Annotated in this window: 7 protein-coding genes and 1 tRNA gene; 2 read left to right on the plus strand and 6 right to left on the minus strand. The window is 69.2% G+C overall.

The window, feature by feature from the left end; translation table 11 throughout:
* Positions 1-245: 245 nt before the first annotated feature.
* From ACIP5M_RS03650 to ACIP5M_RS03665, 4 genes are all read right to left on the minus strand, one after another.
* Positions 246-2,870: an RICIN domain-containing protein gene (locus ACIP5M_RS03650; RefSeq protein ID WP_401191367.1), complete on the minus strand. Its 2,625-nt coding sequence runs from the start codon at positions 2,868-2,870 to the stop codon at positions 246-248.
* 40 nt (positions 2,871-2,910) lie between these two features.
* Positions 2,911-5,283 (minus strand): non-reducing end alpha-L-arabinofuranosidase family hydrolase, encoded by a 2,373-nt coding sequence (locus ACIP5M_RS03655; RefSeq protein WP_401191369.1) that lies wholly within the window; start codon positions 5,281-5,283, stop codon positions 2,911-2,913.
* Between the two features lie 382 nt (positions 5,284-5,665).
* On the minus strand, positions 5,666-7,231 hold the full coding sequence (locus tag ACIP5M_RS03660; protein ID WP_401191371.1) for a sigma-70 family RNA polymerase sigma factor: 1,566 nt from the start codon (positions 7,229-7,231) through the stop codon (positions 5,666-5,668).
* Between the two features lie 216 nt (positions 7,232-7,447).
* A tRNA-Gly gene (locus tag ACIP5M_RS03665) sits at positions 7,448-7,521 on the minus strand.
* 457 nt (positions 7,522-7,978) lie between these two features.
* On the opposite strand from ACIP5M_RS03665, the gene dcd reads away from it, so the two are divergent.
* Both dcd and ACIP5M_RS03675 read left to right on the plus strand, forming a co-directional pair.
* Positions 7,979-8,566, plus strand: coding sequence for a dCTP deaminase (gene dcd / locus ACIP5M_RS03670; RefSeq protein ID WP_401191373.1), 588 nt, complete (start codon positions 7,979-7,981; stop codon positions 8,564-8,566).
* Positions 8,563-9,063: a phosphoribosyltransferase gene (locus ACIP5M_RS03675; RefSeq protein WP_401191375.1), complete on the plus strand. Its 501-nt coding sequence runs from the start codon at positions 8,563-8,565 to the stop codon at positions 9,061-9,063. The genes dcd and ACIP5M_RS03675 overlap by 4 nt, the downstream gene beginning before the upstream one ends.
* Positions 9,064-9,152: 89 nt before the next feature.
* On the opposite strand, the gene ACIP5M_RS03680 is transcribed toward ACIP5M_RS03675, so the two are convergent.
* Both ACIP5M_RS03680 and ACIP5M_RS03685 read right to left on the minus strand, forming a co-directional pair.
* Positions 9,153-10,073 (minus strand): Yip1 family protein, encoded by a 921-nt coding sequence (locus ACIP5M_RS03680; RefSeq protein WP_401191377.1) that lies wholly within the window; start codon positions 10,071-10,073, stop codon positions 9,153-9,155.
* Between the two features lie 193 nt (positions 10,074-10,266).
* Positions 10,267-12,867: a (Fe-S)-binding protein gene (locus ACIP5M_RS03685; protein ID WP_401191379.1), complete on the minus strand. Its 2,601-nt coding sequence runs from the start codon at positions 12,865-12,867 to the stop codon at positions 10,267-10,269.
* Positions 12,868-12,969 lie beyond the last annotated feature (102 nt).

Genomic DNA, 12,969 nt, shown 5'->3' on the forward strand with positions numbered 1-12,969 from the left:
TGGGTACCAAAACTGCAACCGAGATCGACAGTAGCACGCATCGGTGGCCCGTGTGCGTTAAGCATCCCCACCCTATGCGGTGCGGCAAAAACTCTCCTCGCGGGGTCAAATGAACTCTCAGACCGCGGGCACAGATATTGATTCACCCCGAGGGCAGCGTTTCGGCGGCAATGGCCGGCGTGTTCCCTCAGCCATGGCGGGGCCGCAGGCAGTCGTGCGTGCGGCCCCGCTCGGGTGTGCTGGGGTCAGGACGGGTCGCCGTACTGGAGGCCGCGTCCGTTGGTGCCGATGTAGACGCGCCCGAAGGTGTCGGGGTCGCCGGTGACGACGCCGCCGCCGCTGATGTTGCCCCACTGGTGGGCGTCGTCGTTGACGCGCAGCCAGGTGGCGCCCATGTCGGTGGAGCGGAAGACGCCGGTGACGTCCTTGACGGTACCGATCAGGTACAGGGCCTGGTAGGAGGCGCCCGGCGCGGCCTTGCCGAAGCCGAGGGCGGAGGCGGACTGCACCGTCGTGAGCGTGGTGAAGGTGCGGCCGCCGTCGGTGGAGTGCAGCAGCCCCTTGTCACCGCCGGCGATCCACAGGTCCCCGGCGACGCCGGGGACGGCCGTGAGCCGGCCGACGGGCAGGTTGCCGGCGCGGGCGGTGAAGGTCGCGCCGCCGTCGGTGCCGGCGTAGAGCGTGCCGCCGGACAGGGAGTAGAAGGTCCTGGCCGAGGAGCGGTCGGCGACGACTGCGGCGTCGTTGCCCAGGCCGCTGACCCTCGACCAGCTCGCCCCGTTGTCGGTCGAGCGGTACGGGGCCTGAGCGGCCTCGGTCCAGACGATGGTGGAGCCGTCCGCCGAGAGCGCGATACGGCCGTCCCGTGCACCGGCCACAGGCTCTGCCGTGAAGCCTGTCCAGTTGCTGCCGCCGTCGGTGGAGTAGGCGCCGTCCTGCTCGCCGCCACGGCCGACGCGGACCATCATCGAGGGCTTGGACTGGGCGAAGTCGATATCGGTGCTGTTGGTCATCAACGGGTTCTTCAGCCGCCCGGAGGGCACCTTGGTCAGGGAGTCGTGCCGGAAGCCGCCCTGGTCGCCCATGGAGGTGATGACGGTGGCGCCGCCGGGAGGGGCGATCGCGTCCAGCACCGCGGTCTCCTCCAGCCCTCGGGCTCCCATGCTCCAGTGGCTGGTGCCGCCGCTGTCGGAGGCATTGGCGTCCTTGCTGCGCAGGATGCCGTTGCCGGTGCCGTACAGCACGTGCCCGGCGTCGAAGGGATCGATGGCCAGGGCGGTCATCCAGTGCCCGGTGTGAGTGCCGACGTAAGGAGCGCCGGAGGCGTCCCGCACCGACTTGTCGGCCAGTGCCTTCCAGTTCGAACCGCCGTCGGTGGTCCGGTAGATCTCGTCCTCGGGCCACCAGCGGCCGAGGGTGGTGACCATGACCGTGGACGGTTTGCGCGGGTCGACCGCCAGACCGGAGAAGCCGTAACTTCCCTGGGACGGGGAGATGTTCTTCCACGCCCCGCTGCCCGGCGTGTACTTCCACACCGAACCCGCCGTCACGCCGTTGGGCCCGAGATTGTTGGTGTACGTCAGGTACAGCGATCCGTCACCGGAGAGCACGCCGTGCTGCGGCATCTGGCCGGCGGGCTGCCCGGAGACGGCCTGCCAGGTGCTGCCGCCGTCCGTGGAGCGGTACAGGGAGGTGGACCTGTCGGCGACGCCGACGTAGACCGTCTTGCTGTCGGCCGGCCCGTACGTCACGAAGGAGATGCCGCCGCCGCTGCTCGCCCCGTCCTTGACGGGGAACGAGGAGACCTGGCTCCACGTGACGCCGTGGTCGGTGCTGCGCCACAGGCCGTTCTTGCGGCTGCCGAGGAGCAGGTTGGCGTTGTTCGCGGGGTCGACCACCAGCCGCTCGCCCGCCCCGCGGCCGTCCTCGTTACCGCCCAGCTTGAAGGGCAGGTCGGTGCGCTCGAAGGTGCGGCCCTTGTCGGTGGAGCGCAGGATCGCGCCGTTGCCCGCCCACTCGTTGGTGTAGGTGCCCGCCCCGAGGTAGAGCCGCTCGGGGTCGACGGGGTCGGTGGCCAGCGAATCGATGCCCAGCAGGTTCCAGTCCTTCTCGCCGACCCAGTCGGTCAGCGGGATCCACTGCTCGGCCGCGGTGTCCCAGCGGTAGGCGCCGCCCATGTCGGTGCGCGCGTACAGCAGGCCCTTCTCACGCGGGTTGAACACCAGCCCGGTGACGTAACCGCCGCCCACAACCTGGGCGTTGCTCCACACATACGGTCCGGTCCCGGCCGCCGGGGACTCGGCCGTCTTCACCAGCTTCCACTGCTGGTTGGTGCTGCCCTTGCCGGGATACTGGATGACCGCCGCGCCGTCGGCCGTGGAGCCTCCGGAGACGTCCAGGACCTGGCCGCTCCTGCGGGAGGTGAAGGTGACGGCGTCGGAACCGCTCACCTCGTCGATCCGCCACTCCTGAGAGGTGGAGGAGCTGTCGGTCTGCTGCTCGGCGGCGGCCGCCTGGGCGGACGAACCGCCCGCCATGCCCAGCACTTTGCCGCTGTTGCGGTTCACCAGCTCGTAGTAGCCGTCCCCGGCGGGTCGCAGTTTCCACTGCTGGTTGGCGGTGTTCTGGTCGGTCCACTGCTGGATGCGGGTGCCGTCGGCCGTGGAGAAGGCGTTGACGTCCAGCGCCTTGCCGCTGCGTACGGAGATCAGCCGGTAGTGGGCATTGCCGTCGACGGTCGCGGCCTGCGAATCCTCCTGCACGAACAGGAGATACGGCACGACGAGAGCGGGCGCTCCGAGCAGCAGTCCGATCGCGGTCCGGCGGCGGCGGTGACGCCCGCGGCGCCCACCGTTCGTGGGGTTCTTCATGGGGGGTGTTCCTCCTTGCGTATGACCGTGGATCGGGCAGTCAGCGCTGCAGGGTGAGGACACCCGGCCGGTACGGCAGCTGGTCGTAGGGGCCGCCCGCGGTGGGGGACTTGCCCTGGTAGAGGAACTGCAGGTCGCAGGGGTCGATGGTCATGGTCTGGTCGGGGTTGTTGCGGACCAGGTCACCGTGGCTGATGTCGTTGGTCCAGGTGGCACCGCTGTTGGCCTTGCCCGCGAAGGGGTTGCTCTCCGTGGCGGCCTGCGGGGTCCACGAGCCGTTCAGGCTGGAGGCCGTGAACGAGCGGAAGTAGCGCCCGTTCGCGCCCTTCGCCTCGACGATCACGAGGTACTGCTGTCGGCCCTGGACCTTGTACACCTGGGGGGCCTCGAACAGGTTGGCCTCCGTATCGCTCATGACCGTCGTGTACGACGAGCCGAAGCTGCCCGGGAAGTTCCCGATCGGCATGCTCGCCCGGTAGATCTTGCCGTTGTCACCGGCGAAGAACAGGTACATGTTCTGGTCGTCGGCGATCAGGGTCTGGTCGATCGGGCCGGTGGGGGAGTCGGTGCGGGGGATGCTGCCGGTGAACAGCGGCTGCGGCGCGGACCAGCCGTTGGGGTCGGTGGGGTCGCTCGACGTGCGGTAGATGAAGGGCCACTGACCCCACTGGTACGCGAGGACCCAGATCTTCTTGGGCGCGAAGTAGAACAGCGTGGGCGCGACCGCGGGCTGGTCCATCGCCTTCTGTCCGGCGGACGCCATGTCCGACCAGTTGGTGAAGGGGCCGAACGTCATCGATCCGTACTTCGATCCGTTGAAGTTCGACCCGTAGACCAGGTGCTTGCCGCCCAGCACCACGCTGGTGAAGTCCTTCAGCGAGGCCCACCCGTTCGCAGGCTGCGCCAGGGCACCCGTCGAATTCCACTTGTACGTCGACGGAAGCGGGCACGTGCCGCCGCCCGATCCGGACGGCGCGGTCCACTTCTGGTTGCCGACGCCCCCACAGGCGTGCAGCTGGATCTTGGTGCCGTTGGCGGTGGCCGCGCCGACGGCGTCGAGGCACAGCCCGGACTGGACGCCGGTGATCGTGCCGTTGTCGTTGATGTTCCACTGCTGGTTGGTGCCGCCGTTGCAGTCCCAGATGACCACCGCGGTGCCGTTGGTGGTGCCCTTGCTCTTGGCGTCCAGGCACTTGTCGCCGTGGATCTTCAGCTGCTTGCCGGCGGTGTGGGTCCAGCGCTGGTTGGCCTGGCCGCTGCAGTCCCACAGCTGCGCCTGGGTGCCGTTGGCGGTGGTGGAGGCGGGGATGTCGATACAGCGGCCGGAGGCCACGCCCTTGATCTCCCCCGTACCGGTACCAGTACCGTCGGACGGCTTGCTCGGGGTGGTACCCGGGCTGGAGTTGAGGGCACTCATGACGGTGGCGTACGCGGGCTTGGGCTTGCCGTTGTTGTCGAACAGGAGCGGGCTTTCGCGGCTGCGCCAGGAGTCGCTGTCACGAACGCCCCACACCGTGATGCCGGTGCACCGGGACACGGACAGGCAGGCTTTGACCGCGTCGGCGTAGTGGGTGGGCGATGCCTGGGCGATGTCCAGCTCGGTGATCTGGACATCGACGCCCAGGGCGGCGAAGTTGGCCAGGGTGGTCTTGAAGCTCGCGGGCGGGCCGCCTGCCCCGAAGTGGCTCTGGAGTCCGACGCAGTCGATGGGAACGCCGCGGGACTTGAAGTCCTTGACCATTCCGTAGACGCCCTGGGTCTTGGCGTCCGACCAGTTCTCGATGTTGTAGTCGTTGTAACAGAGCTTGGCCGAGGAGTCGGCCGCACGGGCGGTGCGGAACGCCTCCTCGATGAAGCCGTTGCCCAGGACCTTCTGGAACACCGAGCTGCGGAGCCGGCCGCCGGGGCCGTCGGCGAATGCCTCGTTGACCACGTCCCACGCGTAGATCTTGCCCTTGAAATGGGTCATCGTGGTGGTGATGTGGCCGTTCATGACGCCGCGCAGCGTGTTCGCGTCGCCGATCGAGCCGACCCAGGCCGGGAGCTGCGAGTGCCAGACCGTGGTGTGGCCGCGCAGGCGCTGGCCGTTCGCCTTCGCACGGTCGACGATCCGGTCGGCGGGGCCGAAGTTGAAGTTGCCGCGGGACGGCTCGACGGCGTCCCACTTCATCTCGTTCTCCGGGGTGATCATGTTGAACTCCCGGTCGGCGATCGCGGTGTACGCGGAGTCGCCGAGCCTGCCGGCGGCCACGGCGGTGCCGAAGTACCTGCCCGAGGGGGCCGCCTGCGTACCGAGGTTCGCGGCTCCGGCGGAGCTGGGGAGGAGTGTCACGACACCGGCCACCACCGACGCGGCCGCCGTTCCTATTGCCACTGTTCGGCGACGCCGGCTGAGCCGGTGCTGGCCCTTCATGATTCTCCTCGGGGGTCGCGGGTCACCCTGGGTGCCGTGGTCGTGGGGTCGTGTCGCGTCATGGGAGGGGCTTTCTTCCGGGGATACGTCAAGGGGGATACCGGGGAACCCCCCACGCCTGCCCGTCTTGGTGAGCGGCGGGAAGAGCACCCCATGCAAGGGAGGCTTCCGCGCTCGCGGTCTCGTAACGGAAAAGTCGCGCCGTCCGGACGATTGCTCAGTGATGCATCTCGCGGGCAGAAAGCGTTATGCCAAGCCCCGCGGTCTGGTCGTCGCTGTGGAAAGGGCGCGCCGCCCTGATCACCGGTGAAGGTTTTCGGAAATGGCGGCAGCCGTCGATGCATACGCACCGAAGCCGGATCACACGCTCAAAGAGCGGTTCTCAGGCCCAGGGCCTGCGCAGGATGAAGGAAGCCTGGCCGGCGAAGGCCGGAGTGCCGTCGGACCCATCGAGCCAGACGCCGCCGTCGCGGTGGCGGATGACCGATCCCGGATAGTTGTGCGCGTGCAGGGTCACCGACCCGGCGACCGCGCCCGGGCGCGGACAGAAGGTGGCGTCTTCACGGAACAGCTCGCTGCCGTCGTCGCTGCTCAGCCGCAGCCGCAGGTCACGATGGCGCAGATACCGGCCGTCGGCGGCGCGGAAGGTGACGCACCGTGTGTCGGCCAGCCCCCCGATGACCGTGAACGTGACCCGCTGGCGTGTCCGCGCGCTGCTGGACGCGTCGACTCGGCCGAGCGTCGCGAAGTCGTCGGCGTATGTGAGGTACAGGGCGGGCTGGTCCACGGACTCCAGCGACTGTGCGCCCAGCGGAACAGTGCCTGCGGAGGCGGACGGACTCACCGGGGGCGGCTCGGCCGACGTGGTGGTGCGCGACGGGACCGGCGTGGGAGTGCCGGCCGCGGGGCTGCCGACCGTAGGGGTGGCGATGACCCCGGGCTCCCGATGCGCCGGTTCGGGCCAGGTCGCGTAGGTGGCGGTCCCGGCGATGAGCACCGCGCCGGTGGCGAGGCCCACCAGCTGGTGAGCGGTCACCGCCTGGAGCTTGCCGATCAGCGCGCTGTGGAGACCGCCTCCCGCCGTCGCCGTGCCGACGGCGGCGTGTGCCGTGGCCAGCCCGGCGGCGCTCGCGGCCGTACCCGACAGCAGGCCCTTGGCGGCCAGCGCGGCGACGAGCCCGGCAGGGACGGCCAGCGGCGCGAGGCTGAGGAGCAGTAGTTCGGCCGGTACCCGTTCTGTCGTCGTCGCCGTGCAGACCTGGCATCCGCGTGTGTGCCGCGCGATCCGCTTGCGCCACACCGATGCGGGGAGACCGTCCCAGCCGGCGACGGTCTCGTTCAGCTGCGGACAGCGCGGCTGGGCCTCCAGCGCGGCGACGATCGCCCGGCTCAGTTCCAACTGCTCGCGCATGCGTTGCAGGCGTACTCCGACGTGGGCGACGGTGAGTCCTGTCGCGGCGGCGATGTCGTCACGGCTCAGCGAGCCGGCGCGTTCTTGCCACCACAGCGACAGCAGCGCCCGTTGGTCCTCGTCGAGCCACCGGCCGGCTTCGACGGCCTGCCGGCGCTCGTCCGACAGGTGCAGACGCACGATCGTGACGTCTTCGGGTTCGGCCCCGGCGTCGGGTATCTGGTGTGCCTCGTCGATGACCGTGGTCCGGTCGGCGAAGGTGCGTTGCCGGTGCCAGTAGGTATTGATCTGGCGGAGCGTGATCGACACCAGCCAGGACCGGAAGCTCTCCGGGGCACGCAGGGCAGGCAGGTCGCGCACCACGCGCAGCAGGGTCTCCTGGACGACGTCGTCGGCGTCGGCGTGTCCGCTCAGCGCTCGCCCGACGATGTTGTAGACCAACGGCAGGTACGCGGCGATCAGCTCCTCGCGCGCCCGATCGTCACCGGCCTGCGCCGCGACGACCAGCCCCGCGTGGTGCGCGTCCATGAGCCCCATTCCCACCTCCCTCAGGGGAGCGCTCTTCCCTCAGGGAAGCGACCCGCCGAGTACGGCGCCTCACCTTAGCGTCGGCAGGGTATGCGGCCAAAGCCTGTGCCGTGGGCCAACGGACCGGCCCGTGCCGAACTTCGGAGGGCCCGGCACCACGTGCGTGGCCTCAGCATCGGTCCGGACGACAAATAACCCCCAGGTCTCTGACCTGGGGGTTTGTCGTGGAGCGGATGACGGGAATCGAACCCGCGCTATAAGCTTGGGAAGCTCATGTTCTACCATTAAACTACATCCGCACGGCGGTCCAGCTGCCTGGAGCCGTATCGTTGCTCACTCTACCTCATGATCGACCCCCGGTGAATTTGCCGCGGGGTCGTTGTTGTGTGGTGGGTGCACCGGGGCGTGTGGGCACGGGAGTTGGGGCGTACCGTGTGGGTGCGGAGCGGCGGCTGGAGTGGGGTCGCGATCATCCCCTAATGTGGCGATTCATCGCAGTATCGCTCGTTGGGGAAAGGGACTCGATGGAGCACACCGTCGTCCGTTGTGCCGAAGGGCACGTATTCAGTACCGCCTCCTTCCCGCTGCAGCACCTCGGTGCCGGCCGGATCGGGCCGGGGCGGCTGCTGCGGTGCCCGCGGTGCGCGCGGCTGAGGCAGGCCGTGCCCGTGGGGGCAGCGGTCAAGCGATAGCGGACGGGCGCGCGGCGCCGCTCTCGATTGGGGGTGGCCCGCGCGCTCTGCGTATCCTCGGGACGTGCTTCTCTCTGACAAAGACATCCGGGCCGAGCTCGACAGCGGACGGGTTCGCATCGACCCGTTCGAGGAGTCGATGGTGCAGCCCTCCAGCATCGACGTGCGTCTCGACCGGTTCTTCCGGGTCTTCGAGAATCACCGCTACGCGCACATCGACCCCGCGGTCGAGCAGTCCGACCTGACCCGGATGGTCGAGCCGGAGGGGGACGAGGCGTTCATCCTCCATCCCGGGGAGTTCGTCCTGGCTTCGACGTACGAGGTCATCTCGCTGCCCGACGACATCGCCTCCAGACTGGAGGGGAAGTCCAGTCTGGGCCGCCTCGGTCTGGTGACGCATTCGACCGCCGGGTTCATCGACCCCGGCTTCTCGGGTCACGTGACCCTGGAGCTGTCGAACCTCGCCACGCTGCCGATCAAGCTCTGGCCGGGCATGAAGATCGGGCAGCTGTGCATGTTCCGGCTCAGCTCGCCCGCGGAGTTCCCGTACGGCAGCGAGCGGTACGGGTCCCGGTACCAGGGGCAGCGCGGGCCGACCGCCTCGCGCTCCTTCCAGAACTTCCACCGCACCCAGGTGAGGCACGAGGCATGAGTGACGTAGTGCGCGAGAACCTCGACTACGAGGGGTTCGGGCGGGCCGTGCGGCAGCTCGCGCAGACCATCGCCGACGACGGGTACGAGCCCGACATCATCCTGAGCATCGCCCGGGGCGGGGTCTTCGTCGCGGGCGGGCTGGCGTACGCGCTGGACTGCAAGAACATCCACCTGGTGAACGTGGAGTTCTACACGGGTGTCGGCACCACCCTGGAGATGCCGGTCATGCTGGCGCCCGTCCCCGAGGCGATCGACTTCACCGACAAGAAGGTCCTCATCGCCGATGACGTGGCCGACACCGGCAAGACGCTGAAGCTCGTCCACGACTTCTGCCTGGGCCATGTCGCGGAGGTGCGGTCCGCCGTCATCTACGAGAAGTCCCACTCGCTCGTGAAGTGCGAGTACGTGTGGAAGAAGACCGACGAGTGGGTCAACTTCCCGTGGTCCGTCGAGCCGCCCGTCGTGAAGCGTGAGGGCCAGGTGCTCGACGCCTGACCCCGGAGGCCGGGCCAGGCCGGAAGGCCCGCCGCGCACGGTGTGCGGGCGGGCCTTCGTCGTTTCCTCGTGCGGCTGTCGGGCCGGTGCTAGATCGTGCCCAGCTTGATGATCGACAGCAGTGCGATCAGCTGGATCGCGGAGGCGCCGAGCGCCTTCGGCCACGGCAGGTCGTGGGACTTGGCGACCAGCGAGGTGAAGAGGAAGCCGGCGGCCACCCAGGTGGCCCAGCCCAGCACCTGGACCAGCCCGTTGTCACCGCCCAGGAATACCGCGAAGATCAGGCGCGGGGCGTCCGTCAGCGACATGACCAGCATCGACAGGCCCACGGTCGGCTGCCAGGCCCCGTCGCCGCCCAGCTGGCGGGCCAGGGTGTGCGTGACCGCTCCCAGGAGCAGGCCGCAGATCAGGAAGGCCACGCCCGCCGACAGGACGATCGGGACGGCCTTCGAGAGGGTCGCGTTGATCACGTCCTTGCGGGCGTCGTCGAGGCCGAACACCGCGAGCAGCCCGTAGAGGAAGGTCACCGTCAGCGCCGGGCCCCAGACCGCGTAGTCGCGCATCTGGAGGAAGGTCTGCCCCGGGCGCGTCACGATGCCGCGGAGCAGCTCCTTCCACGGCAGCCGCGGGCCGGCCGGGGCGGCCGCCCCTGCGCCCGCGTGGTAGGTCGCGCCCTGGCTGTACGGGTCCTCGCCGACGGCGAAGACCTGGGTGTACCCCGGGTTGTTGTCGTTCGAGTAGCCCCCGTGGCCCGCGCCGCCTCCCTGGCCGTACGGGGGCTGCGGCGCCTGTGGGTGCTGCTGACCGTACGGGTCGAAGTACTCGGGCTCGCCGTGGCCTCCGGCGCCCGGCTGCGGCCACTGCTGCTGCGGGGGCGGGCCTGCGGGAGGGTAGGGCTGCCGGCCGTACGGCGCCTGCGGCGGTTGCTGCGAGGCGTACGGCTGCTGCCGCGGGGGTTGTTGCGGGGTGCGGTTGTTGTCCCGGCCCCGTCCGATCCTGAATCCAGCCACGTGATCGAAAGTACCTGGTCCGGCGGGGCCCGGTGGCCGGGCGGCCGGATTCGTGGCCTTTGCGGCCGACCTGTGACATCCCCTAGGGGAACCCTGGGGGGTCGTCCCCACCCCGGTGCGGCGGGCCCGAACGCCGGAACGGCCGGCCCCGAGGGGGACCGGCCGTTCCGGACGTGCGTGGTGCGGACTCCTGCTACTTGGCACTCTCGGCTCCGGCCCCGTCGGCCTTGGCCTCCGGCTCCGCTTCCGTTTCCGGCTCGGCCGCGGGCTCCGGTTCCGGCGCCGGCGCCGTCTCGGGCGCGGCCTCGGCGGCCGGTTCGGCGTCGGCCGTGGCCTGCGCCTCTGCGTCCCCCTTCGGCTCGGCTTCGGCCTTCGCGGCGGCCTCGGCGGCTTCGGCTTCCGCCTTGGCCTTGGCCTCGGCCTGCGCCTTGGCTTCGGCTTCCGCCTTGGCCTTGGCCTCGGCCTTCGCCTTGGCCTCGGCCTTCGCCTTGGCCTCGGCCTCCGCGGCGGCAGCCGCAGCCGCAGCCTCGGCCTCCGCCTCCGCGGCGGCAGCCGCCTCGGCGGCAAGCTCCGCCTCCGTCGGCCCCGGGGCCTTCACCGAGTCCAGCAGCAGCTGGGCCACGTCCACGACCTGCACGGACTCCTTGGCCTGGCCCTCGTTCTTCTTGCCGTTCACCGAGTCGGTCAGCATGACCAGGCAGAACGGGCAGGCGGTCGAGACGATGTCCGGGTTCAGGGACAGGGCCTCGTCGACGCGCTCGTTGTTGATGCGCTTGCCGATCCGCTCTTCCATCCACATCCGCGCGCCACCCGCGCCGCAGCAGAAGCCCCGCTCCTTGTGGCGGTGCATCTCCTGCTGGCGCAGCCCCGGCACGGCCGACATGATCTCGCGCGGCGGCGTGTAGACCTTGTTGTGCCGGCCCAGGTAGCACGGGTCGTGGTACGTGATCAGGCCGTCGACCGGCGTCACCGGCGTCAGCCGGCCCTCGTCGATCAGGTGCTGGAGCAGCTGCGTGTGGTGGATGACCTCGTACTCGCCGCCCAGCTGCGGGTACTCGTTCGCGATGGTGTTGAAGCAGTGCGGACAGGTCGAGACGATCCGCTTCGCCGACTTCGGCTTCTTCGTCGACGGGTCCTCGTCGTCCTCGCCGAAGGCCATGTTCAGCATGGCCACGTTCTCCTGGCCCAGCTGCTGGAACAGGGGCTCGTTGCCCAGGCGGCGCGGCGAGTCACCGGTGCACTTCTCGTCGCCGCCCATGATCGCGAACTTGACGCCCGCGATGTTGAGCAACTCCGCGAAGGCCTTGGTGGTCTTCTTGGCCCGGTCCTCCAGGGCGCCGGCGCAGCCGACCCAGTAGAGGTAGTCGAACTCCGAGAGGTCCTCCGCGTCCTTCCCGATGATCGGGACCTCGAAGTCGACCTCCTTCGTCCACTCGACGCGCTGCTTCTTGGCCAGGCCCCAGGGGTTGCCCTTCTTCTCCAGGTTCTTGAGCATCGTGCCCGCCTCGGACGGGAACGCGCTCTCGATCATCACCTGGTAGCGGCGCATGTCGACGATGTGGTCGATGTGCTCGATGTCGACCGGGCACTGCTCCACGCACGCACCGCAGGTCGTGCAGGACCACAGCACGTCCGGGTCGATGACGCCGTTCTCCTCGACCGTGCCGATCAGCGGGCGCTCGGCCTCGGCGATCGCGGCGGCCGGGACGTCCTTCAGCTGCTCCGCCGTGGCCTTCTCGTTGCCCTCCATGTCCTTGCCGCCGCCCGCGAGCAGGTACGGGGCCTTGGCGTGGGCGTGGTCGCGCAGCGACATGATCAGGAGCTTCGGGGACAGCGGCTTGCCCGTGTTCCAGGCCGGGCACTGCGACTGGCAGCGACCGCACTCGGTGCACGTGGAGAAGTCGAGGATGCCCTTCCAGGAGAACTGCTCGACCTGGGAGACGCCGAAGACGTCGTCCTCGCCCGGGTCCTCGAAGTCGATCTGCTTGCCGCCGCTGGTCATCGGCTGCAGGGCGCCGAGGGCGGTGGAACCGTCCGCGTTGCGCTTGAACCAGATGTTCGGGAAGCCGAGGAAGCGGTGCCAGGCGACACCCATGTTGGTGTTGAGCGAGACCGTGATCATCCAGGTGAAGGACGTGACGATCTTGAGCGCCGCGAAGAAGTAGGTGAGGTGCTGGAGCGTGCTCAGGCTCAGCCCGTCGAGGGCGGCGATCAGCGGGTACGACGCGAAGAAGCCGGGCTCCCAGCCGTCGACGCCGTGCTGGGCCCCCTCCAGCGCGCGCAGCGTCATGATGCAGATGCCGACGATCAGGATGACGGCCTCTACGAAGTACGCCTGGCCCGTCTTGGAGCCTGCGAAACGGGACTTGCGCCCCGCCCCGCCCGGCCGGTTCAGCTGCCGGATCACGATCAGGGTGACGATGCCGAGCACGGTCATCAGGCCGAGGAATTCGGTGAAGACCTCGTACGGCAGCCAGTCACCGATGATCGGGATCAGCCAGTCGGCCTGGAAGAGCTGACCGAAGGCGTTGACGATGGTCAGCAGCAGGGAGAAGAAGCCCACCGCCACGAACCAGTGCGCGAATCCGACGATGCCCCAGCGGTTCATGCGGGTGTGGCCGAGGAACTCCTTGACCAGCGTGATGGTGCGCTGAGTGGGGTCGCCGGTGCGCGTGCCCGCGGGCACTGGCTGGCCGAGGCGCACATAGCGGTAGATCTGCGCGATGGCACGGCCGAACAGCGCGACGGCTACCACCGTGATGACCAGCGACACGATGATCGCGGCGAGTTGCATGGGAGGGCTCCTCGGGCGGTACTTACTAAGCGGTAACTTATTGAGTCAAGGCATGAGGTTACCCACTCCCGACGCCGCAATGTAGCCGAGCGCGCGGTGATC

It is taken from the genome of Streptomyces sp. NPDC088762, from assembly GCF_044750905.1.
Taxonomy (GTDB): Bacteria; Actinomycetota; Actinomycetes; order Streptomycetales; family Streptomycetaceae; genus Streptomyces.